The sequence below is a fragment of the Streptomyces sp. PL-29 genome, from assembly GCF_058344425.1.
Map to the genome: position 1 here is coordinate 5,353,795 of NZ_CP136996.1, position 24,771 is coordinate 5,378,565.

General features: G+C 72.5%; 18 protein-coding genes and 1 riboswitch. Of the genes, 11 read left to right on the top strand and 7 right to left on the bottom strand.

Annotated elements, in window-relative coordinates:
* Nucleotides 1–90 precede the first annotated feature (90 nt).
* Nucleotides 91–1,326: a citrate synthase gene (locus tag R4Z63_RS24660; RefSeq protein WP_037929741.1), complete on the bottom strand. Its 1,236-nt coding sequence runs from the start codon at nucleotides 1,324–1,326 to the stop codon at nucleotides 91–93.
* Nucleotides 1,327–1,406: 80 nt separating this feature from the next.
* Here R4Z63_RS24660 and R4Z63_RS24665 point away from each other — a divergent pair, with 80 nt between their 5' ends.
* Nucleotides 1,407–2,567, top strand: coding sequence for a citrate synthase/methylcitrate synthase (locus tag R4Z63_RS24665; protein WP_384448369.1), 1,161 nt, complete (start codon nucleotides 1,407–1,409; stop codon nucleotides 2,565–2,567).
* A gap of 24 nt (nucleotides 2,568–2,591) precedes the next feature.
* Entirely contained in the window at nucleotides 2,592–3,734 is a 1,143-nt protein-coding gene (locus R4Z63_RS24670) for a CobW family GTP-binding protein (RefSeq protein WP_384448372.1), read from the top strand.
* Between the two features lie 27 nt (nucleotides 3,735–3,761).
* Here R4Z63_RS24670 and R4Z63_RS24675 read toward each other — a convergent pair whose 3' ends face one another.
* From R4Z63_RS24675 to R4Z63_RS24685, 3 genes are all read right to left on the bottom strand, one after another.
* Nucleotides 3,762–4,679 (bottom strand): CAP domain-containing protein, encoded by a 918-nt coding sequence (locus R4Z63_RS24675; RefSeq protein WP_384448375.1) that lies wholly within the window; start codon nucleotides 4,677–4,679, stop codon nucleotides 3,762–3,764.
* Nucleotides 4,680–4,896: 217 nt separating this feature from the next.
* Entirely contained in the window at nucleotides 4,897–6,984 is a 2,088-nt protein-coding gene (locus R4Z63_RS24680) for a restriction endonuclease (RefSeq protein WP_384448378.1), read from the bottom strand.
* A gap of 106 nt (nucleotides 6,985–7,090) precedes the next feature.
* Nucleotides 7,091–9,547 carry a DNA gyrase/topoisomerase IV subunit A gene (locus tag R4Z63_RS24685; RefSeq protein WP_384448381.1) on the bottom strand — a complete coding sequence of 819 codons (2,457 nt, stop codon included), beginning with the start codon at nucleotides 9,545–9,547 and terminating at the stop codon, nucleotides 7,091–7,093.
* Nucleotides 9,548–9,789: 242 nt separating this feature from the next.
* Here R4Z63_RS24685 and R4Z63_RS24690 point away from each other — a divergent pair, with 242 nt between their 5' ends.
* From R4Z63_RS24690 to R4Z63_RS24705, 4 genes are all read left to right on the top strand, one after another.
* Nucleotides 9,790–11,148 carry a M16 family metallopeptidase gene (locus R4Z63_RS24690; protein ID WP_384448384.1) on the top strand — a complete coding sequence of 453 codons (1,359 nt, stop codon included), beginning with the start codon at nucleotides 9,790–9,792 and terminating at the stop codon, nucleotides 11,146–11,148.
* A 20-nt stretch (nucleotides 11,149–11,168) separates the two neighbouring features.
* Nucleotides 11,169–12,536 (top strand): M16 family metallopeptidase, encoded by a 1,368-nt coding sequence (locus tag R4Z63_RS24695; protein ID WP_037929990.1) that lies wholly within the window; start codon nucleotides 11,169–11,171, stop codon nucleotides 12,534–12,536.
* Between the two features lie 214 nt (nucleotides 12,537–12,750).
* Nucleotides 12,751–12,910, top strand: a riboswitch (cyclic di-AMP (ydaO/yuaA leader).
* A gap of 12 nt (nucleotides 12,911–12,922) precedes the next feature.
* Nucleotides 12,923–13,723: a M23 family metallopeptidase gene (locus tag R4Z63_RS24700; protein WP_037929724.1), complete on the top strand. Its 801-nt coding sequence runs from the start codon at nucleotides 12,923–12,925 to the stop codon at nucleotides 13,721–13,723.
* Nucleotides 13,724–13,931: 208 nt separating this feature from the next.
* Nucleotides 13,932–14,609, top strand: coding sequence for a GntR family transcriptional regulator (locus R4Z63_RS24705; protein ID WP_384448387.1), 678 nt, complete (start codon nucleotides 13,932–13,934; stop codon nucleotides 14,607–14,609).
* Nucleotides 14,610–14,846: 237 nt separating this feature from the next.
* Here R4Z63_RS24705 and R4Z63_RS24710 read toward each other — a convergent pair whose 3' ends face one another.
* A complete protein-coding gene (locus R4Z63_RS24710; RefSeq protein ID WP_030026990.1) occupies nucleotides 14,847–15,128 on the bottom strand; it encodes an HPr family phosphocarrier protein in 282 nt (93 codons plus the stop codon).
* 185 nt (nucleotides 15,129–15,313) lie between these two features.
* On the opposite strand from R4Z63_RS24710, the gene R4Z63_RS24715 reads away from it, so the two are divergent.
* From R4Z63_RS24715 to R4Z63_RS24735, 5 genes are all read left to right on the top strand, one after another.
* On the top strand, nucleotides 15,314–18,103 hold the full coding sequence (locus tag R4Z63_RS24715) for a bifunctional acetate--CoA ligase family protein/GNAT family N-acetyltransferase (RefSeq protein WP_384448390.1): 2,790 nt from the start codon (nucleotides 15,314–15,316) through the stop codon (nucleotides 18,101–18,103).
* A gap of 67 nt (nucleotides 18,104–18,170) precedes the next feature.
* Entirely contained in the window at nucleotides 18,171–18,770 is a 600-nt protein-coding gene (locus tag R4Z63_RS24720) for a DUF5998 family protein (protein WP_037929715.1), read from the top strand.
* On the top strand, nucleotides 18,770–19,972 hold the full coding sequence (locus R4Z63_RS24725; protein ID WP_384448393.1) for an alkaline phosphatase family protein: 1,203 nt from the start codon (nucleotides 18,770–18,772) through the stop codon (nucleotides 19,970–19,972). Before R4Z63_RS24720 ends, R4Z63_RS24725 begins: the two co-directional genes overlap by 1 nt.
* A gap of 61 nt (nucleotides 19,973–20,033) precedes the next feature.
* Entirely contained in the window at nucleotides 20,034–20,684 is a 651-nt protein-coding gene (locus R4Z63_RS24730) for a thymidine kinase (protein ID WP_384448396.1), read from the top strand.
* 205 nt (nucleotides 20,685–20,889) lie between these two features.
* Nucleotides 20,890–21,270: a hypothetical protein gene (locus R4Z63_RS24735; RefSeq protein ID WP_384448399.1), complete on the top strand. Its 381-nt coding sequence runs from the start codon at nucleotides 20,890–20,892 to the stop codon at nucleotides 21,268–21,270.
* 215 nt (nucleotides 21,271–21,485) lie between these two features.
* On the opposite strand, the gene R4Z63_RS24740 is transcribed toward R4Z63_RS24735, so the two are convergent.
* Nucleotides 21,486–22,769: a DUF2254 domain-containing protein gene (locus R4Z63_RS24740; RefSeq protein ID WP_384448402.1), complete on the bottom strand. Its 1,284-nt coding sequence runs from the start codon at nucleotides 22,767–22,769 to the stop codon at nucleotides 21,486–21,488.
* A gap of 169 nt (nucleotides 22,770–22,938) precedes the next feature.
* The gene (locus R4Z63_RS24745) at nucleotides 22,939–24,747 is read right to left on the bottom strand and encodes a cation:proton antiporter (RefSeq protein WP_384448406.1); all 1,809 of its coding nucleotides are present in this window, start codon (nucleotides 24,745–24,747) and stop codon (nucleotides 22,939–22,941) included.
* Nucleotides 24,748–24,771: the final 24 nt, after the last annotated feature.

A 24,771-nucleotide genomic window follows, 5' to 3' on the forward strand; every position in this document is an offset into this window, starting at 1 on the left:
GACCGCGGGAGGACGCCGGGGGCGAGCTGCGGCCCTCCGCCGTGCGCCGCACCGGACGCTGCGAGCCGGCACACCTCTCCGGCCACAGCACTAGGGAATCGGGCGGGGCGGACGGGGGCCCCGGTAGTCGCCGCTCGGGCGCATGCGCAGCGGGCGCTCCTGGTACTCCTCCAGCGCGTGGGCGATCCAGCCCGCCGTGCGGGCCACCGCGAACACGGTCTCCCCGGCCTCGGCGGCCATCCCGCAGGCCAATGTCAGCACGGCCAGTGCCAGGTCCACATTGGCATGCAGACCGCCCTGACGGGCCATCACGGCAACCACCTCACGGGCCGCCGCCAGTGCGGGGGCGGCCTGTTCCAGCCCCTCCAGCCGGGCGAACAGCGCCGCCGCGCGGGGATCCTCACCCTGGTAGAGGCGGTGGCCCAGGCCCGGAACCCGGCGTCCCGCGCGCAGGTACTCAGCGACGACCGGCGCAGCGCCGCCCCGTTCCAGCACCTCCCCCAGCATCCGGTGCGCGAGCCGCCCGGCCGCCCCGTGCAGGGGTCCTTCGAGCGCGCCGAGCCCGGCGGACACCGCCGCGTAGGGATGCGCGCGCGCCGACGCCGCCACCCGTACGGCCAGCGTGGAGGCGGCCAGGTCGTGGTCGACCAGCAGTGTCAGGGCCAGGTCCAGGGCGGCGAGGGCATCCGGATCGGGCTCCCGCGGCGTCAGCCGGGACCACAGCTGCCGGGCGATCCGGCCGTCACCGGCCCACCCGGTGCCCACCGTCGGCAGAGCGCCGACCAGGGTCGGGATCAGGCAGCGCGCGGAGCCGAGAACGGCCTCCTCGGACAGGTCGAAGCGCAGTGGATCGGCCACCGCGGCGGCGGCGACCGCCACCCGCAGCCGGTCGATGGGGCCGCTGTGTGCCGGCAGGGCGTCCACCGTCCGGCGGGCGGCTTCCAGCACCTCCGGGGGAGCGGTGAACCGTGCCCCGGGGGTGACGGTTCCCGTCCAGAGCCACTCGGCGACCTCCTCGTAGCGGTACTGCGAGGCCAGGGCCACGGCGTCGACCCCGCGGAAGTAGTACCGGTCGGGTTCGATGAGCGTCAGCGACGTGCGGACGGACAGTTCACCGGCCGGCGGAGGGGCCGCCTCGCGCCGGCTCCGCCGGGCCAGCGCCGTCACCTCCGCAGGGTCGAAGCTGCTGCCGCGCCCCGCCGGATCACGTCGGCTGGTGAGCTGGCCCCGGCTGACGTAGGCGTACACGGTGGCCGGCTTCACGCCCAGCACCCGGGCCGCCTCCTGCGTGCTGAGCCGGCGTCCGCCGTCCGTCTGGTCACTCATGCCGCCCACCCTACAGATGGATCCGTATATTGATTAAATCAATATTGACAGTGATGGAATCCATCGTAGATGTTCGATGCATGAACACCATCGAAAGCACCGTCGAAGGACCGCGGGGCCTCGCGGGAGTCGTGGTCACCGACACCGTGCTGGGCGACGTCCGGGGCCGCGAGGGCTTCTACCACTACCGCCAGTACTCGGCCGTAGAGCTCGCCTCCTGCCGCAGCTTCGAGGACGTGTGGCACCTGATGTTCCGCGGCGAGCTCCCGGCGGACCCCGCCGAACGGGTCGCCTTCGCCGCCGAGACCGCCGCGCTGCGCCCGGTCCGCGAGGAGGTGCGGGCGGCCCTGCCGGACCTGGCCCGCGCCACCCGGCTGTCCGGCCCGCTCTCCGGGCTGCGCACCGCGCTCTCGCTGCTCGGTGCGTCCGCCGGCTTCCGGCCGGTGTACGACCTCACCCCCGAGCGCCGCGCGGCGGACGCGCTGGCCGCATGTGCCGCGGTGCCGACCCTCCTGACCGCCCTGTACCGGCTGGGCCGGGGGCTGGAGCCGGTCGAGCCGCGCGAGGACCTTCCGTACGCCGCCAACTACCTCTACATGATGACCGGCGAGGAGCCCGACCCCGCTCGGGCCCGTGCCGTCGAGCGGTACTTGATATCCACCGTCGACCACGGCTTCAACGCCTCGACGTTCACCGCACGGGTGATCGCCTCCACCGGTGCCGACGTCGCCGCCTGCCTGACCGGGGCCATCGGCGCGCTCTCCGGCCCGCTGCACGGGGGCGCCCCCAGCCGCGCCCTGGACACCCTCGACGCGATCGGGACCGTGGACCGCATCAGACCCTGGATCCGCGGGCGCGTCCTCGCGGGCGAGCGGATCATGGGGTTCGGGCACCCCGTCTACCGCACCGAGGACCCCCGTTCACGCATGCTGCGCGAGATCGCCCTCGGCTTCGGCGGGCCCCTCGTGGACTTCGCCGTAGAGGTCGAACGCCAGGTGGAGGAGATCCTCGCCGAACTCAAGCCGGGCCGTGAACTGCACACCAACGTGGAGTTCTACGCGGGTGTGGTCATGGAGCTGTGCGGGCTGCCGCGCGAGATGTTCACTCCGACCTTCTGCGCCGCCCGGGTCGTCGGCTGGAGCGCGAACATCCTGGAGCAGGCCACCGACTCCAAGATCATCCGTCCGGCCGCCCGGTACACGGGACCCACCCCGCCGCAGCCCGTTCCGCCGCCGCACTGACCGGGCCTGGATACGATCGACCGGGTGAACAGCAGGCAGCCCATCCCCGTCGTCGTCCTCGCCGGATTCCTCGGATCCGGGAAGACCACCATGCTGAACCACCTCCTCGCCAGCCGTGGAGGCACCCGCGTCGGCGTCGTCGTCAACGACTTCGGATCCATCGAGGTCGACGCGATGTCGGTGGCCGGCCAGGTCGGAGACTCGATGGTCTCCCTCGGCGGCGGCTGCCTGTGCTGCGCGGTGGACGGCAGCGAGCTGGACGCGTACCTGGAGAAGCTCTCCGCACCCGTCCACAGGATCGACGTGATCGTCATCGAGGCGAGCGGGCTGGCCGAGCCCCAGGAGATGATCCGCATGCTGGTGGCCAACGAGAACCCGGCCGTCCGGTACGGCGGCATGGTGCAGGTCGTGGACGCCGCGGAGTTCGACGCGACCCGGGTCCGGCACCCGGAGACCGACCGCCATCTCGCCGTCGCGGACCTGGTCGTGCTCAACAAGACCGACCGGGTCGACGCGGACGAACGGGCCCGGATCGAGAGCGCACTCGCCACGCTCTGCGCGCCGGGTACCCCGGTGGTGGGCGCCGCCCACGGCCGCATCGACCCGGAGCTGCTCTTCGACCGCAGGCCCTGGACCGAGACCCGGGGACAGCTGTCCTTTGAGGACCTGATCGCGGAGGCCGAGGGCCACGACCACCGCACCCACGCGCACGCCGCCTACGAGAGCACGGAGTTCACCTCGGAACAGGCCCTCTCCCCGCGCCGGTTCATGGACTTCCTCGACCGCCGCCCGGCCGGGCTCTACCGGATCAAGGGTTTCGTGTGGTTCGGAGTCCCGGGTCACGGGGAGTGCTACGAGATCCAGGCGGTCGGCCGCTTCCTCCGCTTCGCCCCGCGGCCCTGGGGGCGGGGCGAAGCACGCCTGACGCAGCTGGTCCTGATCGGCTCGGGCACCGACGGCCAAGGTCTGGTGAGGGAGTTGGCGGCCTGCCGTGAGCAGAGCCCCCAGGACGTGAACCCCGAGACCATGTGGGGCGTGCTGCGGTACGTCGACCGGCCCGGGCCGGAAGGGGAGGACACCCCCGGCCCGGAGGAGGGCGACGCCCCCGGGGCGGACGGGAGCGACGTCCCCGGGCCGGACTCGCCCGGGACAACCCGGATGTATTGACCCGCGGCGCCGGCCCCGGTCCTTCCCCTACGCGCCGTCCGAGAAGACGTGGACGCCCCACCAGCCGGAGGCGTCCCGGTACATGCCCACACCGACCTCGGTGAACTCCGGATTGACCTGGCCCTTGTAGTGGCCGGGGCTGTGCCGCCACATCGACTGGAACTTCTCGGCGGCTTCCTGGGCGGTCATCGAGGCATCGCTCCACCAGACGATGTTCTCGCCCGTCCAGGTGCGCGAGCCGGTCTTCAGGTGCGCGCGGTCCCGGTCGGAGGAGTGGCCGAACCCGTTCTTGCTCATGTGCTCGGCCCAGGTGCGGGCGAAGGTGCTGAGGTCCTGTTTGAGCGCGAGCGGAGGCCTCCCGACGGTGGCCCGTTCGCCGTTCAGCAAGCGCAGGGACAACGACTCGGCCACCTGGACGTCCTGGGTCGAGGTGCGGGCGCCCGCAATCTTCGGGTCCGGCCCCACCGGACCGGTCCCCGAAGGGGCGCGGGTCGGCTGCGCGGACCGCTCCTGCTTCGCGGACCGCCCGGACGACGGTTCGGCCGACGCGGCACGCGCAGGGGACGCGGCGGTGGTGGCACTCGCGCTCGGCGTCGCCGAGGCCGTGGGGGTCCCCTCCGCCGCAGCGGCGGTGGGTGAGGCCGGGTCGGCCGACGGCTCACCCAGGGGGCCCGGGCCGACGGCGTCGGAGGACGGGGTCGAGGACGACGCCGTCGCCGCGGTGCGGGCAGGGGCATCGGCGGATATGAGGGTGTACGCACTCCCGGCCCCGGTCAGCAGGACCACAGTGGCGACCGCTGCCGGCACGGGCATCTTCCTGCGGGCCCGGCGGCGGCCACCGGTCACCCGGCCCGCGTGGCGAGGCCCGGAAGGCAGGCCCGTCCCCGCCGTGTCGACCGTCGCCCGGTCCCCGTCCTGTCCGAACTCGTCGTCGCGCAATTGCATCGCATCTCCTCAGAGGTGTGACGGCCCACTCGGCCTGACACATGAGGAGACCTGCGGGGCGGGCGGCGATAACACTTTCTCCGCGTGATCCGCGTGATCCGCGTGATCCGGCCGGATCCGCGCCGACCCGGCTGCGTCGGCCCCGTCGGAGCCGTCCGGGTACGCCGCCTCGCCGGTGGGGCGGGCGGGGCACGCGGGCCGCGGTCCCGGTCCGCCCCTACGCGACCTCGACGCCGTAGTCGCGCAGCAGGTCCTCCAGGCCGCCCCGGTAGCCCTTGCCGCCGATCACGAAGTCCCAGTCGCCGTTGGACCGGCGCCGGAAGGAGCCGAGCACCAGCGCGGTCTCTCCGGCCCGGCCGTCGGAGACCTCCAGCCGACCCGCCTCGGCGCCCGACGCGTCCAGGAGCCGGATCCGGGCGTCGGTGAATCCGGCCAGGTCGGCGTGCGGATCGGCCTCCGGGTCGATGGCGGCCACGAGCACCAGCCGGTCGACCCCGGATGGCAAGGCGTCGAAGGAGACCTCAAGTGCCGCCTTGTCCGGCGCCGCGTGTGCCCGCGTCCGTACCGAACCGTCGGGCGTGCACGGGTTGTTGAAGAACACGAAGTGGTCCTCGCTCAGCACCCGGCTGCCGGCGCAGACGAGGGCGCACACGTCCAGCGCGACCCGCCCCGACCAGGTCATGCCCAGCACGTTGTGGTCGGCCGGCGGGGCGGGCTCGGCAGCGCGCTGTGCCGGTACCGGGGCCGCCGGACCGCTGCCGAGGCGCCCGCGCAGCCCGTACTGGTGCAGGAGTTCCACCAGCCGGTCGCCGGGAACCAGCTCCAGCGGCTTGCCGTTGGAGAAGGTGTACGACGTCGGTCCGAAGGACGAGGTGGTGACCAGCACCCCCTTGTTCGCGCCCTTGTCCTGGACTGTGCCGTACAGGTCCCGTACCGCCGTGGGCGGCACGGTGTTGCGGTAGCGCTTGACCTGGACCACGATCCGTCCGCCCGTGATCGGGGAGGGGTCGTTCGCCTCGATGTCCACACCTCCGTCGCCGGACCGCTGCGTGGTCAGCGCCTCCATGCCCATCGCCCGGAAGAGCTCCGCCACCAGGTTCTCGAAGGCGATCGGGTCCATGACGAAGAGGTCGGGCTCCTCGTCCTCGGCCGCGTCCCCGCCGTGGCTGACGACTCCGCCGCCGACCTCGTCGGGCCTGCGCCCCGGCCGTACGGCCGTCAACTGGTCGGGCCGCGCCGACAGCTGCCCCCGCAGCCCCTCCAGCAGGCAGTCCACCGCGCTGACCTGTTCCAGCCGGAGCCCCGCGAAGGCGGTGCGGGCGGTCGACACCGAGGCGAGCACGATCCGCGCCTCCTGCCCCGTCACCGGATCGTGGTCGTCCACGAACCCGTTGACCACGACGGACTCCAGCGCGCCGAACTCGTCCGCCGCGTACAGCTCGCGCACCACCAGCAGCAGGCACTGTGCCAGCAGGTCGCGGTAGAGCGCGCGTCGCTGCGTCACCGGGCGGGCCGTCTCCCGGTCCTGGTCCGTGCTGGGCATGTACCGCACCGACTTGGCCTCGGGCACCACCCGGAAGCCCGGCAGCTGCCAGTCCAGCACCAGCTCGCGCGTGCCCGGGTCGTACGCGGCCGCCAACTGCCTCGGCAGTGCCTCGGGCCAGGCGGTGGACGCGTAGAGGGCTGCCGAGAAGTACTCCACGGCCGCATCCGGGTCGCCCGCGCGCAGCGACCGGGCCAGTTCGGCGAGGCCGTCGTTGTGCTCCCGGATCCCCGCGAGCTGCTGCGCCGCCCACTGGTCGTACTGCTGTCGGTACGCGGCCAGTTGCTGCTGCCGCTGCATCTCCGCGGCATGCGCCGCCTGCCAGGCCTGGGTGTAGCGGGCGTGCGCCTCGCGCTCCGCCTGTGCCCGGCGGTGCGAGCCGAGCGTCCAACCGGTGTTCTGCTGCTGGAACTGCTCCAGGCGCGGCATCGGCAGCGGATGCGCGAGGTTCCCCGGGGCGAAGGGCTCCAATCGCTCCGGTCTGACCAGCGCGGCCGTACGGAACGCCGGAGCCCGGCAGCCTGCCGCCAGCAGCCCCTGCAGGGCGGCGACCTCCGCCTCGATGCGCTCGGTGCGCCGTCGTGCCTCGGCCTCGCGGTGCTGCCGGTAGGCGGCCTGCTGCTCGCGCTGTCCCCGGGCCGCCTCGCGCTCGTACGCCCGTTGCCGGCGTTCCGCCTCGCGGTGCTGGATCAGCTGTGTCTGCTGCATCCGGCGCTGGGCCTCGGCCCAGTCCCCGATCAACCCGCCCGACCGACGACTCATCAGCTCTGTGTTCTCCCGCCCCACCCGACAGTGCCAAGAGGGAAGACACTAGTCGCCGTTCGGGTGGTACGTCCCCCCGACGTACCACCCGAACGGCCCGCAATCCCTACAACGCGGGTCCCGCCAGCGTCGCCACGGCGGCCGGCAGGGCCGCCCCCGACCCGTCCCGGCGCGGGTCCGGGGTCGGCAGCTCGGCCGGAGCGCCGTTCGCCGCGGCCGCGCGGGCGGGTGCGCCGCCCGCCCAGGCGAGGACCAGCAGGTCCTCGCCCTTCAGGAACCGCTGGCAGCGCACGCCGCCGGTGGCCCGACCCTTGCGCGGGTACTGGTCGAACGGGGTGAGCTTCCCGGACAGCACCGAGTCGTCCAGGGTCCCGTGCGAGCCGGCCACCGTGAACACCACGGCGTCCCGGCCCGGGTCGACGGCCGAGAAGTGGATCACCTTGGCGTTCTGGGAGAGCTTGATGCCCGCCATACCGCCCGCCGGGCGGCCCTGCGGGCGCACCTGGCCGGCGGGGTAGCGCAGCAGCTGGGCGTCGTCGGTGATGAAGACCAGGTCCTCCTCACCCGTGCGCAGCTCGACCCCGCCCACGATCCGGTCGCCCTCCTTGAGGGTGATGACCTCCAGCTCGTCCTTGTTGGCCGGGTAGTCCGGCACGACCCGCTTGACCACGCCCTGCTCCGTGCCCAGCGCCAGGCCCTGCGAGGACTCGTCCAGTGAGGTCAGGCAGACCACCTTCTCGTCCGCCTCCAGTCCGGAGAGGAACTCCGAGACCGGCGCGCCCCCCGCCAGGTTGGGTGCGGCGTGCGTGTCCGGCAGCTGCGGCAGGTCGATCACCGAGAGCCGCAGCAGTCGGCCGGCGGAGGTGACCACGCCGACGTCCGCCCGCGCGGTCGCCGCCACCTGCGAGACGATCAGGTCGTGCTTGGCCCGGGCGCCGCCCTCGTCCTGGGGTAGCGGGTCGCCGTTCGCCGTACGGGCCAGCAGGCCCGTCGAGGACAGCAGCACCCGGCACGGGTCGTCCGCGACCTCCAGCGGCACGGCGGCCACCGCGGTGCCCGCCGACTCCAGCAGGACGGTGCGCCGCTCGGTGCCGAACTTCTTCGCGACGGCGGCCAGTTCCGCGGAGACCAGCTTGCGCAGCTCGTTGTCGGACTCCAGGATGCCGGTCAGCTCGTCGATCTCGCCCGTCAGCCGGTCGCGCTCGGACTCCAGCTCCAGGCGGTCGAACTTGGTGAGCCGGCGCAGCGGGGTGTCGAGGATGTACTGGGTCTGCGTCTCGCTGAGCGAGAACCGCTCCACGAGCCGCGCCTTGGCCTGGGCGGAGTTCTCGCTGTCGCGGATGAGCCGGATGACCTCGTCGATGTCGATGAGGGCCACCAGCAGGCCCTCGACGAGGTGCAGCCGGTCCCGGCGCTTGGTGCGGCGGAACTCGCTGCGCCGCCGGACGACCTCGAAGCGATGGTCGAGGTAGACCTCCAGCAGCTCCTTGAGGCCGAGGGTGAGCGGCTGCCCGTCCACCAGCGCGACGTTGTTGATGCCGAAGGACTCCTCCATCGGCGTCAGCTTGTAGAGCTGTTCCAGCACGGCCTCCGGGTGGAAACCGTTCTTGATCTCGATGACCAGGCGCAGGCCGTGGGCGCGGTCGGTGAGGTCCTTGACGTCGGCGATGCCCTGGAGCTTCTTGGAGCCGACCAGGTCCTTGATCTTCGCGATGACCTTCTCGGGACCCACCGTGAAGGGCAGTTCGGTGACGACCAGGCCCTTGCGGCGCGCCGTGACGTTCTCCACGGCCACCGTCGCGCGGATCTTGAAGGAGCCGCGGCCGTTCTCGTAGGCGTCCTTGATGCCCGAGAGGCCGACGATCCGGCCGCCGGTGGGCAGGTCGGGACCCGGTACGAAGCGCATCAGCGCGTCCAGGTCCGCGTGCGGGTACCGGATCAGGTGGCGGGCCGCCGCGACGACCTCGCCGAGGTTGTGCGGGGGCATGTTGGTCGCCATGCCGACTGCGATCCCGGACGCGCCGTTGACCAGCAGGTTCGGGTAGGCGGCGGGGAGCGCGACCGGCTCCTGTTCCTGGCCGTCGTAGTTGGCGGTGAAGTCGACGGTGTCCTCGTCGATCGACTCCGTCATCAGCGACGTGGCATCGGCCATGCGGCACTCGGTGTAGCGCATCGCGGCCGGCGGGTCGTCGTTGCCGAGCGAGCCGAAGTTGCCGTGGCCGTCGACCAGCGGCAGCCGCATCGAGAACGGCTGGGCCATGCGTACGAGGGCGTCGTAGATCGAGGCGTCGCCGTGGGGGTGGAGCTTGCCCATCACCTCGCCGACGACACGGGCGCACTTGACGTACCCGCGGTCGGGGCGCAGGCCCATCTCGTTCATCTGGTACACGATGCGCCGGTGCACCGGCTTCATGCCGTCCCGTGCGTCGGGCAGGGCACGGGAGTAGATCACCGAGTACGCGTACTCGAGGAAGGAGCCCTGCATTTCGTCGACGACGTCGATGTCGAGGATCTTCTCCTCGAAATCCTCCGGCGGCGGGGTCTTCGTGCTGCGGCGGGCCATCGCTGCGCGGCTCCTTAACCAAGAATGGGATGTGCTGGGTGTCTGGCTGGTCTGGCGGGGTCTGGCTGGGTCCTGCCGAGGTCCGGCGGGACGTACGACGCGGACCATTGTGTCCCGAGCGACCGACAACGCCGACTCCGACCCAGGTCTGGCCCGGGAACTTATCCGGTGGCCGACGCGCTTGCATACAGTGGCAGGTCTGACGGAAATCTCTGCATCGCGATCGAAGGGACCACATGCCCATGGGTCACACGGCCACAGCCCAGGCCGGCTCCGGCGGCCTGACAGCGACCGAGCACCGGCTGGCCAACGGCCTGCGCGTGGTGCTGTCCGAGGACCACCTGACCCCGGTCGCCGCGGTCTGCCTCTGGTACGACGTCGGCTCGCGCCACGAAGTCAAGGGGCGTACCGGTCTGGCTCACCTCTTCGAGCACCTGATGTTCCAGGGCTCGGCGAGCGTACCGGGCAACGGCCACTTCGAGCTGGTCCAGGGCGCCGGCGGCTCCCTCAACGGCACCACCAGCTTCGAGCGCACCAACTACTTCGAGACGATGCCGACCCACCAGCTGGAGCTCGCACTCTGGCTGGAGGCGGACCGGATGGGCTCGCTGCTGGCCGCCCTGGACGACGAGTCCATGGAGAACCAGCGCGACGTCGTCAAGAACGAGCGCCGCCAGCGCTACGACAACGTCCCCTACGGCACCGCCTTCGAGCGGCTGACCGCCCTCGCCTACCCCGAGGGCCACCCGTACCACCACACCCCGATCGGCTCCATGGCCGACCTGGACGCCGCGTCCCTGGAGGACGCGCGCGCCTTCTTCCGCACCTACTACGCGCCCAACAACGCCGTGCTGTCGGTCGTCGGGGACATCGACCCGGAAAAGACGCTCGCCTGGATCGAGAAGTACTTCGGCACCATCCCCGCCCACGACGGCAAGCAGCCGCCCCGCGACGGCTCGCTGCCCGACGTCATCGGGAAGCAGCTGCGCGAGGAGATCGTCGAGGAGGTCCCGGCACGCGCGCTGATGGCCGCCTACCGGCTGCCGCACGACGGTACCCGCGAGTGCGACGCGGCCGACGTGGCACTGACCATCCTGGGCGGCGGCGAGTCCTCGCTGCTGCACAACCGGCTGGTGCGCCGCGACCAGACGGCCGTCGCCGCCGGCTTCGGCATGCTCCGCCTGGCCGGGGCGCCGTCGCTGGGCTGGCTGGACGTGAAGACCTCCAGCGGGGTCGAGATCCCCGCCATCGAGGCGGCCGTCGACGAGGAGCTCGCGCGGTTCGCCGCGGAGGGCCCGACCGCCGAGGAGATGGAGCGCGCCCAGGCGCAGCTGGAGCGCGAGTGGCTGGACCGGCTGAGCACGGTGGCCGGCCGCGCCGACGAACTGTGCCGGTACGCGGTGCTGTTCGGAGACCCGCAGCTGGCCCTCACCGCCGTCCAGCGGGTCCTCGACATCACCGCCGAGGAGGTGCAGGCCGTGGCCGCGGCCCGGCTGCGCCCGGACAACCGCGCGGTCCTCGTCTACGAGCCGCTCGCGGTGGACGGGGCCGAGGGCGAAGAGAACGCCGACAGCGACGAGAACGAGGGGGCGGAGCAGTGAGCGACACCGCAGCCGTCACGATGACCTTCCACCCGCGCCCGCAGGCCGGCGAGCCGCAGCCGTGGGCCTTCCCGGCCCCTGAGCGCGGGACGCTGCCCAACGGGCTGACCCTGCTGCGCTGCCACCGCCCGGGCCAGCAGGTCGTCGCGGTCGAGATCAACCTCGCCGCGCCCCTCGACGCGGAGCCCGAGGGCCTGGACGGCGTGGCGACGATCATGGCGCGGGCCCTGTCGGAGGGCACCGACAAGCACACCGCCGAGGAGTTCGCAGCCGAGCTGGAGCGCTGCGGGGCCACGCTCGACGCGCATGCCGACCACCCCGGCCTGCGGGTCTCCCTGGAGGTTCCGGCCTCCCGGCTGGCCAAGGCGCTGGGTCTGCTCGCCGAGGCGCTGCGCGCCCCCGCGTTCGCCGACGCCGAGGTCGACCGGCTCGTGCGCAACAGGCTCGACGAGATCCCGCACGAGCTGGCCAACCCGCAGCGCCGCGCCGCCAAGCAGCTCTCCAAGGAGCTCTTCCCGGCGTCCCTGCGGATGTCCCGGCCGCGCCAGGGCACCGAGGAGACGGTCGCCCGGATCGACTCCGCCGCCGTGCGCGCCTTCTACGAGGCCCATGTACGCCCCGCCACCGCCACCGCGGTGGTCGTCGGCGACCTGACCGGCATCGACCTCGACGCCGTGCTGGCCGACACCCTGGGCGCCTGGACCGGGGACACCGCCGAGGCGCGCCCCGTGCCGCCGGTGACCGCCGACGACACCGGCCGCGTGGTCATCGTCGACCGGCCCGGCGCGGTCCAGACGCAGCTGCTGATCGGCCGCATCGGGCCGGACCGCCACGACCGGGTCTGGGCGGCCCAGGTGCTGGGCACGTACTGCCTCGGCGGCACCCTCACCTCCCGTCTGGACAAGGTGCTGCGCGAGGAGAAGGGGTACACCTACGGCGTGCGGGCCTTCGGCCAGGTGCTGCGCTCCACCGCCGACGGCAAGGGGGCCTCCATGCTCGCCATCAGCGGCTCGGTCGACACCCCCAACACCGGACCGGCGCTGGAGGACCTCTGGAAGGTGCTGCGCACCCTCGCGGAGGGCGGCCTGACCGACGCCGAACGCGATGTGGCCGTGCAGAACCTGGTGGGCGTGGCCCCGCTGAAGTTCGAGACGGCCGCCTCGGTCGCCGGCACCCTGGCCGACCAGGTCGAGCAGGAGCTCCCGGACGACTACCAGGGGCAGCTGTACGCGCAGTTGGCCGCAACCGGCACGGTGGAGGCCACCACGGCCGTCGTGCAGGCCTTCCCGGCGGACCGGCTGGTCACGATCCTGGTGGGTGACGCCGCGCTGATCGAGGAGCCCGTGCGGGCCCTCGGGATCGGTGAGGTCTCGGTCGTCACCAACTGAGGCCGCGGGCGCCCGGAATGACGGGCAACTGACGCATCGGGCAAGGGGTTCCGGCGGAAACCGCCGGAACCCCTTTTGTCCGTTTAGTGGTGAGGTTGCTTGTATGCGGTGTGGCGTACGCAACAAAAAGGCGCGTCTGTTTGGCGATTGACTGATGATCCGCCTAGCGTCAGGCGTGCTGTCCGTCAGTTGTGCCCGCCGCACCCGCGGCACCGGACAGCGATCGCCGAGTCCCCGTCAGGCGCGAGCCTGGGGAGCCGGGGACCCACATCAGTCCCTGGGGTGAATCGGACCCCCTCGCAAGAGGAAGTCCGTAGGAGACCTTCCTGCTCCGAACCCGTCAGCTAACCCGGTAGGCGAGAAGGAAGGAAAGGATCAAACCCTTCATGGCGTTTGGCAGTCGTCCCGCTGGTACCGGCAAGCACCGTGGTTCCAGCCGCCTGAGCAAGAAGACCGCCGGCTACGCCGGTATCGCCGCGATCGCCACCACGGGTGTGGTCGGCTCCCTCGCCGCCCCGGCCTTCGCCGCGGACAACCACAGCAGCTCCGCACCGGAGAACGGGCTCGGTGCCGTCCTCGTCGCCGAGGACCTTGCGGGCGACATCACCGACCAGGCCGTCTCCCAGCAGCGCGCCGCCGAGCACGCCGCCGCCCAGGAGCAGGCCGAGGCCGCCGCCAAGCAGCAGGCCGCCGAGGCCAAGCGCCTCGCCGAGGCCAAGGCGAAGGCCGAGCGCGAGGCCGCCGAGCGCGCCGCGCGCGAGGAGGAGCGCAAGCGCCTCAACACCTTCGTCTCGCCGCTGGACGACTCCTACGTCAGCACCCAGTACCGGGCGGGCGGCGGCATGTGGTCCTCCGGCAGCCACACCGGCATCGACTTCCACGCCGCGTCCGGCACCTCGGTCCACGCGGTGGGCTTCGGTACGGTCGTCGAGGCAGGCTGGGGCGGCGCGTACGGCAACAACGTCGTGATCAAGCACAACGACGGCACCTACACGCAGTACGGCCACATGTCCTCGCTGAACGTCACCGTCGGCCAGCAGGTCACCCCGGGCCAGCAGATCGGCCTGTCGGGCTCCACCGGCAACTCCAGCGGCCCGCACCTGCACTTCGAGGCCCGCACCGGCTCGCAGTACGGCTCGGACATCGACCCGATCGCGTACCTGCGCTCGCACGGCGTCAGCCTCTGACCCTCCGCGCCGCCCGTCGGCCCCGGCGCACGAAGCACAGCTCCACGAAGACCCCGCCTCCCGAGCCGGGGTCTTCGTGTTTTTGTGCTTCGGCGCAATGTTTCGGATTCCTGCCCGCTCTCGAAATTTTGCTGTGCTGCAATAGAGTCGTTGTGTGCGCGGCTGCGCGCACGGGGGTTGGCGGTCGGAATTAGACGGAGGTTCGGTCTTGCGTATTCCTGCGCACGCGGTATGCACGGCAATTCGCGACGACATCGTCTCCGGGGTGTTCGAACCGGGCGGTCGGCTGACCGAGGAGGTGCTGGCCCGCCGGTACGGGGTCTCGCGCGTCCCGGTCCGCGAAGCCCTCCGGACGTTGGAGTCCGAGGGCTTCGTGACCACGCGGCGGCACGCGGGGGCCTGCGTGGCCGAACCGACCGCCCAGGAGGCGGCGGATCTGCTGGAGCTGCGGATGCTGCTGGAGCCGCTGGCCGCGGCCAGGGCCGCCCGGCGCCGCACGGACGCGCACCTCAAGGTGCTGCGGGGGCTGGTCAGGCTCGGCCAGGAGCGAACCAGGCGGGGCCAGGGCGAGGACCTGCGGGCGCTGGGTGGCTGGTTCCACGAGACGCTGGCGCAGGCCTCCGGAAGCCCCGGATTGATCGCGCTTCTCACGCAGATGCGGCACAAGGTGGCGTGGATGTTCGTGGTGGAGGCGCCCGCCCGGCCTGCGGAGTCCTGGGCGGAGCACGGCGCGATCGTGGACGCGGTGGCCCGCGGGGACGCCGAGCGGGCGCGGACGCTGGCCGCGGTCCACGCCGACCGGGCGGCCGCCGCGCACCGGCTGCGGCAGCGCCCGGCGGTGAGGACTTCGCAACCTGCCGTAAACATGTCGAGCCTACGGCATTAACAAGAGCCGTATACAAAGGACGGAATCACGCGAATTCGGTGCGCGATTCAATATGCCCGGCCGAATTATGTGGAGCGGGCGGAATGCCGCGCGATGCGGTCGGGTCGGCCGCTTTTCGTCGGGCGGAATTTCCCCGGGGCCGGTCTCGTCGGCCCGGGCGCCGCACCACGCCGAAGCCGCGACCCCGTGGGGCCGCGGCTTTGCCGTACGCGGGGTGCGGGATGAACCCGAAGGGTCTCAGACGGTCTCGGGGAGCTCTTCGAGGCCCTCGGCGACCAGCTTCGCGAGGCGGTCCAGTGCGGCTTCCGCGCCCTCGGCCTCGGAGGCGAGGACGATCTCCTCGCCGCCCTGGGCGCCCAGGCCCAGTACCGCCAGCATGGAGGCGGCGTTGACGGGGTCGCCGCCGGACTTCGCGATGGTCACCGGGACGCCGGAAGCGGTCGTCGCACGGACGAAGATCGAGGCGGGACGAGCGTGCAGGCCCTCGGCCCAACCGACGTTGACGCGGCGCTCTGCCATGGTGATGCCCTTCAGGTTCTTACGGTTGTCTAGACCAGTCTCTCACGGCATCCCGCATGCTCCGACCGACCTTCGGCCTGAATTCCGCCGCTCGCCGACGCTCCCCAGCTTGCACCGTTTTGTCACTTCTTGTCTCCTGCGCCGCGCGAGCGCTGTCCGGCCCGGTCCGGCCGTAAGGTAGGCGCATGACCATAGAGTCGGACCTGTCCTACCCGGCCCACTGGGAAGCCGACGTCGTCCTCCGCGACGGCGGCACCGCCCGGATCAGGCCCATCACCACCGAGGACGCCGGCCGGCTCGTCAGCTTCTACGAGCTGGTCTCGGAGGAGTCGAAGTACTACCGCTTCTTCGCGCCCTACCCCCGCCTCTCCGCCCGCGACGTGCACCGCTTCACCCACCACGACTACGTGGACCGGGTGGGCCTCGCCGCGACCGTCGGCGAGGAGTTCATCGCCACCGTCCGCTACGACCGCATCGGCGCCGACGGCCGACCCGCCTCCGCTCCCGCCGACGAGGCGGAGGTGGCCTTCCTTGTGCAGGACGCCCACCAGGGCCGCGGGGTCGCTTCCGCACTCCTCGAACACATCGGCGCGGTGGCCCGCGAGCGCGGCATCCGCAGGTTCGCCGCCGAGGTGCTGCCCGCCAACACCAAGATGATCAAGGTGTTCACGGACGTCGGCTACGAGCAGCGGCGCAGCTTCGAGGACGGCTCCGTCCACCTCACCCTCGACCTCGAACCCACCGCCGAGTCGCTCGCCGTGCAGCGCGCCCGGGAACAGCGCGCCGAGGCCCGCTCCGTGCAGCGTCTGCTGGCCCCCGGCTCGGTGGCCGTCGTCGGAGTCAGCCGGTCCGGCGCGGGCGTGGGCGCGGCCGCGCTGCGCAACCTGCGCGACAGCGGCTTCCACGGACACCTCTACGCCGTCAACGAGGCCGTCACGCGCGACCTCCTCGACGGGGTGCGGGCCTACCGCTCCGTCGGGGCCATCGGCGCCCCCGTCGACCTCGCGGTGATCGCGGTCCCGGCCGACCGGGTCCCCGACGCGGTCGCGGCCTGCGGCGAACACGGCGTGCAGGGGCTCGTCGTCCTCTCCGCCGGATACGGGGACAGCGGCCCGGCCGGACTGGCCCGCCAGCGCGAGTTGCTGCGGCAGGTGCGCTCGTACGGGATGCGGCTCATCGGACCCAACGCCTACGGGGTGATCAACACCGCCCCGGAGGTGGAGCTCAACGCCTCGCTCACCCCCGCACCGATGCCGGTGCGCGGCCGGACCGGTCTGTTCACGCAGTCCGGGGCGATCGGGATCGCCCTGCTCTCGGCGCTGCTCCGGCGCGGCGAAGGCCTGTCCTCCTTCGTCTCCGCCGGGAACCGGGCCGACGTCTCCGGCAACGACATCCTCCAGTACTGGTACGAGGACGAAGCGACCGACGTCGCCCTGCTGTACCTCGAAACCCTCGGCAACCCGAGGAAGTTCACCCGCCTCGCCCGCCGGACGGCGGCCGTCAAGCCGGTGGTCGTCGCCAAGGGCGGCCGGCACACCCCCGCCGGGCACGTCGTCCCCGGCACCCGGCTGTCGGAGGACACCGTCTCCGCCCTGCTGCGGCAGGCCGGCGTGATCCGGGTCGACACGGTCACCGAGCTGGTGGACGTGGGCCTGCTGCTGGCCTCGCAACCGCTGCCCGCCGGCCCCCGGATCGCGATCCTCGGCAACTCCGAGTCGCTCGGGGTCCTGACCTACGACGCCTGCCTGAACCAGGGCCTGAAGCCGCTGCCGCCCCTGGACCTGACGACCGCCGCCTCCCCCGAGGACTTCCGCACCGCGCTGGCCGCCGCCCTCGCCTCCGACGACTGCGACGCAGTCGTCGTCACCGCCATTCCGTGGGTCAGCGAGCACGCCCTCGCCGACGACCTGGCCGACGCGCTCCGTGAGGCGGTCGCCGGGGCTCCCGGCAAGCCCGTGGCGGTCGTGCACGTGGAACTGGCCGAGCTGGTGCGGGCCCTGTCCGCGCCCCGCGGACCCGCCGCCGGGTCGCCGGACCGCTCCGCCGGGGACAGCCCCTGGACCCCGGCCGCCCTGGCGGCGACCGCTCCCGCCACCGCCGACCCGGAGCGGATCCCCAGCTATCCCGCCGCCGAGCGCGCCGTGAAGGCCGTCGCGGAGGCCGTGCGCTACGGCCAGTGGCGGCGGGCCCTCGCCGACGCCGGCCAGGTCCCCGAGTACGAGGACATCGACGAGGCCGGCGCCGCGACCCAGCTCGCCGCCCTGCTCGCGGACGTCGACGGCGGGGCCGTACTGACCCTGAGCGACGGGGACGCCCGCGAGCTGCTCGCCCGCTACGGCATCCAGGTCCTGCCCACCCTTCCCGCACCCAGTCCCGACGCGGCCGTCCGGGCGGCCGCCGTCCTGGGCTACCCGGTCGCCCTCAAGACCACCGCCCCGCACCTGCGCCACCGCGCGGACCTGGGCGGCGTACGGCTCGACCTGACGGGCGAGGCCGAGCTGAGGCGTTCGTACGAGGAGCTCACCGACGCCCTGGGCAAGCCGGCCGAGCTCCGGCCCGTGGTCCAGGCCATGGTGCCGCGGGGCGTGGACACCGTCGTCCGGTCCGTGATCGACCCGGCCGCGGGCGCCGTCCTGTCCTTCGGGCTCGCCGGGGTGGCCTCCGAGCTGCTCGGCGACACCGCCCACCGGCTGGTCCCGGCCACCGACCGGGACGCCGCCGGACTGATCCGGTCCATCCGGGCGGCACCCCTCCTCCTGGGCTGGCGGGGCAGCGATCCGGTCGACACCCCCGCCCTGGAGGAAGTGCTCCTGCGGCTGTCCCGGCTCGTCGACGACCATCCCGAGGTGATCGGTGTCAGCCTGGAGCCCGTCGTCGCCGCCGTCGAGGGGGTCTCCGTCCTCAGCGCCACCGTCCAGGTCGCCCACCCGCCCGTCCGGAGTGATCTCGGGCCGCGGACCCTCCCCAGCTACTGAGTGGGTACGGCCACCGGGCGGGTACGGCGCGGCAGGAAGGCACCCGGGGGGCCTTACCATTGACCCCATGGCGAAATCCGGTACGACGACCCAGGGGCTGCGCACGGCGATCGAGCGCAGCGGCTACTACCCGGCCCTCGTGGCCGAGGCGGTGGAGGCCGCGGTGGGCGGCGAGCCGATCGCGTCGTACCTGGTCCACCAGGAGACGACCTTCGACTCCAACGAGGTGCGCCGCCACGTCACCGTGCTGGTCCTGACCGGCAACCGCTTCATCGTCAGCCACACCGACGAACAGGCCGCCGACGCAGGGTCCCCGTCCCCGTACGCGACGACCTCCACCGAGTCGGTCAAACTCTCCAGCATCTCCTCCGTGGTGCTGAGCCGCGTCGTCGCCAATCCGGAGTCCTACACCCCCGGCACCCTGCCCCGTGAGGTCGTCCTGACCATCGGCTGGGGCGCGGTCTCGCGGATCGATCTGGAGCCGGCCGCCTGCGGCGACCCCAACTGCGACTCCGACCACGGCTACACCGGCAACTCCACAGCCGACGACCTCAGCCTGCGGGTCAGCGAGGCCGGCGACGGACCGGAGGCGGTGCGCCAGACCCTGCTCTTCGCGCAGGCCCTCTCCGAGGCGACCGCGGCGACCTCCGCCACCTCCGCCCGCTGATGGTGTATTCCGCACCGCAAGACTGGACCGAGCCGGAGCTGCTGGACCTGGCCGGCGCACCCGTCCCGGAGTACGGTGCCGGGTCGCTCGCCGACCTGCTGCCGACGCTCGTGGCCGGGCAGGGCGTGCCCGGCTACGCCCCCGCCATCGCCGAGCTGACCCCGGCCGACCGCAACTGCGTGTTCCTCGTCGACGGCATGGGCTGGGAGCAGATCAAGGCCCACGCGGACGAGGCGCCCTACCTCGCCTCCCTCCTCGGCAGTTCGCGCGGCGGCACCGGGCGCCCGATCACCGCGGGATTCCCGGCGACCACCGCCACCTCGCTGGCCTCCGTCGGCACCGGGCTGCCGCCGGCCCGCCACGGCCTGCCCGGCTACGCCGTGCGCAACCCGGCCACCGGCGAGCTGATGAACCAGCTCCGCTGGCACCCGTGGACGCCGCCGAAGCCGTGGCAGCCGTACCCGACGGTCTTCCAGGAGGCCGACAGGGCGGGCGTGGCGACCGCCCAGGTGTCCTCGCCCGCCTTCCAGACCACCCCGCTGACCAAGGTGGCACTCAGCGGCGGCACCTTCCTGGGCCGGATGACCGGTGAGGAGCGGATGGACGTGGCCGCCGAACGCCTCGCGGCCGGTGACCGCTCGCTCGTCTACACCTACTACAGCGAGCTCGACGGGGCCGGCCACCGGCACGGCGTGGACTCGGACGCCTGGCGCGGGCAGCTGATGTACGTGGACCGGCTGGTCCAGCGGCTCGCGGAGCAGCTGCCGCCGCGCACCGCGCTGTACGTGACCGCCGACCACGGCATGGTCGACGTCCCCTTCGACGAGGACGCCCGGATCGACTTCGACGAGGACTGGGAACTGGGCGCGGGTGTCGCCCTGCTCGGCGGCGAGGGCCGCGCCCGGCACGTGTACGCGGTGCCGGGCGCGGAAGCCGACGTGCTGACCGTGTGGCGCGAGGTGCTCGGGGACCGCTTCTGGGTCGCGAGCCGCGAGGAGGCCCTGGAGCTGGGCTGGTTCGGTCCGCCGGGGGAGTGCGACGAGCGTGTCCTCGGCCGGATCGGCGACGTGGTCGCGGCGGCCCATGCCGACGTCGCGATCACCGCTTCCCGCAACGAGCCCAACGAGTCGGCCCTCGCCGGAATGCACGGCTCCATGACTGCCGCGGAACAGCTCGTACCGCTCCTCGAAATCCGCACCTGACCCGTCCCCGCCCGCCGAGCCGCCCCCGATCCGCCCACGACCCGAAAGGTCCGTACTTCCCATGCCCGAGCTGGTGTTCTTCTCCGGAACGATGGACTGCGGAAAGAGCACTCTGGCGCTCCAGATCACGCACAACCGCTCGGCCCGGGGCCTCCAGGGCGTGATCTTCACCCGCCAGGACCGTGCCGGCGAGGGCAAGCTGTCCTCGCGCCTGGGCCTGGTTACCGAAGCGGTCGAGGTCGCCGACGCCATGGACCTCTACGCCTACCTCGTGGGGGAGCTCTCGCAGGGCGGCCGGGCGGACTACGTCATCGTCGACGAGGCCCAGTTCCTCGCCCCGGAACAGATCGACCAGCTGGCCCGGATCGTCGACGACCTCGACATGGACGTCTTTGCCTTCGGCATCACCACCGACTTCCGCACGAAGCTCTTCCCGGGCTCGCAGCGCCTGATCGAGCTCGCCGACCGCATAGAGCAGCTCCAGGTCGAGGCACTGTGCTGGTGCGGCGCCCGCGCCACGCACAACGCCCGCACGGTCGGCGGGGTGATGGTCGTCGAGGGCGAGCAGGTCGTCGTCGGTGACGTGAACCGCCCGTCGGAGGAGATCGGCTATGAGGTCCTCTGCCGCCGCCACCACCGCCGCCGCATGACCTCCGCCGTCGCCCACGCGGCAGCCCTCTCCCCGGACGTCCTCCCGGTTACCAACCCCTGACCGACCGCCTGTGGGGCCGTACTGCCGGTGTGCCGGCAGGCGCCCTCTGGCTTTGTTCACGAGAACGGACAGCAGATGTTCACCACTTCGGGAGGCACCCGGTGGGTGGTTGTTCGAAACGGGGGTTGCCCGCATGGAACTGCGCCTGAGACGGTGTCCACGTGATCATTTCCTCGGAGACGCGGCCCCCGAAGGGGTTGCCGATATGAGTGGCGGCGGGAGCTGGTGGATTCTCGTGGAGGCCTCCGTCGGAGGAGACTTCCGCTGGGAGTTGGTCCGCACGGTGTTGGCGGACGGGGGCCGGGACGGGGCCGTCACGCGGGCTGCAGAGCTGGCCCGTACGTCCGATCATTCCGGGCTGGAGACCGAGGATCCCGGGAAGTACGGCCGGCGGGTTTTCCGGATGACGGAGACGAGCTGGATCGTGGAGCTCAGGGAGTCCTACTGGTCGGACGTGCTGAAGGATGCCGTCCCGTCTAAGACCCACCTGCGGATCTCCGTCGGCGAGCTGGAACACGAGCACGACACCCCGGCCGCCGTGCGGCCGTCCAAGGGCCGCCTGCGCCGCGCTCTGGGCGGGAGCTGACGGGTAGTCGCGGTGCTCGCCCCGGCTTCCGGACGTTCGATTTCAGCGGTTGCTCATGTGCCTCCCGAAGTGGTGAACATCTGCTGTCCGTTCTCGTGAACAAAGCCACGCGACCGTGCGCGCCGGGTCGCGGGCGTCGTGGCCAGGAGCCGGGGCACGTGCCGGACGGTGCCCGACCGCATCCCCGGGGTGGCGCAGGTGACCGGCGGCGCCGGTCACCTGCGGCGGGGGCGGGCGCCGATGCCCTGGCAGTCGGGGGTGCGGGCCAGCGCGCGGCGGGCGGGGTCGGTGTACTCGCGCTCGACCGACGCGCGCAGCAGGGTCAGTTCGGTGCGGACAGCCGGCAGACAGCCGGGCGGCAGCGCCGTGAGCAGGCCCTCCAGCAGCGAGCGAAGCCGTCGGCAGATCTGGACGGACCTGACGCCGTACTCGCGGATCTCGGTGACGGCCAGCTGGAGGTAGTCCTCCCAGTCCCGGCCTTGGACCACCAGCCGCGGCGTGCCGTGGCGGTCGCCCAGCACGTAGCGGCTGCGCAGACCGGCCCGCCCGACCGCGTGGAGGATCGCCTCGATCTCGTTGAGCACCTGGACCGCGGTGGTCGGGTCGTTCACGGCGGGGGACAGCGCCCGGACGGCGATGTCGACGAGGACCCGCAGCGCGAAGGCCGGGTCCTGCTCGATGGTCCGCTCGGAGCCGAAGGCGATCAGCCCGGCCACCTGCCGCTGCTCGGGGGCTGGGTTGCCGCCGTGGATCTCGACGACGACCGCGCCCGGCGGCACATAGTCCCCGACCAGACGGGTGACCACAAGGACGCAGTCGTGGCGCGCCGCCAGGGCCGTCAGCTTCTCCGGGTGGAACGCCTGGATCACGCCGCCGTGCTCGGCGGGTACGTACGTGACCGCACCGCCCGCGGCCTGCGCCGCGGGGTCCCAAGGGCGCGCGGTCGCGTCGCGGATCGTGGCCTGCGCGCGGACCAGGACCGTCTCGCCCATCCGTCCGACCAGGCCGGCGATGGCCACGGGGCGCAGGTTGTGGGTGAAGCGGTTGAGGTAGACCAGCAGCAGCAACAGGCTGACGGACACGGCCGCCCCGGCCATGGTGACTCCGAGGTCGGGCACGGAGTCCGGCTCGATGGTGCGCAGCAGGGCGAAGGAAAAGGAGAAGGTCCCGGTGAAGGTGGCCAGCACCGCCTTCTGCAGCCGGTCGCGGTACCACAGGCGCATGTAGCGCGGGGACAGGGTCCCCGTGGCCTGCTGGACGACGAGCACCCCGATCGTGACGACGAATCCGAGCAGGGCGATCATGGCGCCGACGATGGCGGTCAGCACGCCGGCGGCCGTCGAGGCGGAGTAGCGCCAGCCGGCCGGGAGCCATGGCGTGGCGTCCATGGTCACGGCCCACTCCGCCAGCAGTACACCGAGGACCAGGCCGAGCAGCGGCACCATCCACAGGCTGGCCTTCGTGTACTGCAGCAGCCGGAACCGGGAGGCCCAGGACATCAGGGGCCGCAGCGGGAATCCGGTCGCCCCACGGGCGCCTGCGTACGTCGGTGCGGCAGCGGCACGGGTGACCTCCGGCCTCCGGATCGGGGTGACGGGTGCGGGGTGCGGGGTTCGGGACGCCTTCCGTCCCACAGTAAGACCGGCACCCGGCCGCCGCATGCGCCCGTCACCCGGAACGCCCCTCAGCGGGCTCCGGGCCGGCCGGCGCGGGCGGTACGGGACCGAGCAGGACGAGGGTGTCGTCCTGCGACGGGGCGACGGCGCCGGACCGGCTCTCGGTGACCGCGTCGAGCCTGCCGTCGAAGCGCACCACGAACAGCGTCTCGCAGTCCGCCGGGACCGGCCGGGCGGCCGACTGCACCAGGTACCGGGCGCCCTGCCGGTAGCGCTCGGCCAGGACGTGCCGCACCAGCCGGGAGCCGAAGAGGACCTCGCCGCCTGCGCTGGGGGCGACGACGCCGAGACCCTTGTCGTGCGGGGGCCCGACCCGGTACACGGGGCCCTCGACGTTGCCCTCGGCCATGACCGCGGCGAGGGCGTTGAAGTTGTCGTCGTCCGTGCACAGGAAGACGGTGGTGACGCCCTCCAGGCGGGCGCGCGGGTCGGAGGCCGCGGCCAGCAGCTCGCCCCGGGCCAGTTCCAGCCCGGCGTCCCTGATCCGCTCCCGTTCGTCCTCGCTGCCGGCCCACATCAGCACGTCGAGCCCGGCCGCCCGCAGGGCGCTGCCCAGGTCGACGACCCAGTGGTCGCCGCCCACCAGCAGCGGGCGCGAGCGGGACGGGCGGACGACACCGAGCCTGCGGGCCACGGGAGCGGCGGTCAGCGCGTAGAGCAGAACCGTTCCCACGATCACCAGGAAGGTGACGGGGAGGATCTTCGAGGCGCCGGCCAAACCCTGGTCGGAGAGGCCGGCGGCGAAGGCCGAGGCCGTGGAGGCCGCGACGATCCCGCGCGGCGCCATCCAGCCGATGAACCTCCTCTCCCCGCGGGCCAGCTCCGACTTCCCGGTGGAGACGAAGGCCACGAGCGGCCTGACGACCAGAACCAGGAACGCGATGAGGACGAGGGAGGGGAGCAGGACCGGCGTCAGGGACGCCGGGGTCACGGTCGACGAGATCGAGACGAACAGCAGCCCGATGATCAGCTGGACGAGCGTCTCGAAGAAGGGCCTGCGGGCGGGCATGTCGAAGCCGGGGAGGTTGGCGACCGCCAGCCCGGTGACCGTCGCGGCGATCAGCCCGGTGTCGTCTCGGACGATGTCGCACCCCGCCGCCACGATGATCACCACCGCCAGCTGGGCGATCGTACCGAGCGTCTCGCCGAGCCGCATGACGTGCAGCGTCAGCCACAGCAGGGCCAGTCCCACCGCGCCGCCGACCAGGCCGACGCCCATGCTGATCGCGAACTGGCCCAGCTGGTGGCCCCGGCCCACTTCCGAGTGCGTGGAGGAGACGCCGTGGAAGACGAGCGCGCCGAGGATGCCTCCGATCGGGTCGATCAGCGTCCCCTCCCAGACCAGGATGCGCCGCAGCGTGTCGGTGGGCCGCACGTAGTCCAGCAGCGGCCCCACGACCGTCGGGCCCGACACCACGAGGATCACGCCCAGCATCGTGGCGCTGGCCAGCGACATGCCGAACAGCGCGGGTGCGACGGCTGCGACGGCCAGGAAGGTGACGAGGACACCGGCCACCAGCAGCCTGCCGACGATCCCCCGGGTGCGGCCGGTGAGGTGGCGCAGGTCGAGCCCGAGCCCCGCGTCGTAGAGGATCACCGCCACCGCCAGGGAGACCAGGGCGGAGAAACCGGGCCCGAGCAGGTCGTTCGGGTGGATGACGTCGGTCAGCGCCCCCGTGACGAACCCGGCGGGCAGCAGCAGGAGCAGCGCGGGCACGCGCAGCTTCGCGGCGAGGATCTGGGAGGCGGCGGCCAGCGCCACCGTCAGGGCGATCCCGAGGAGGAGCCGGTCCCCGGTCACGGAGGCGTTCCAACACGGCCGCCC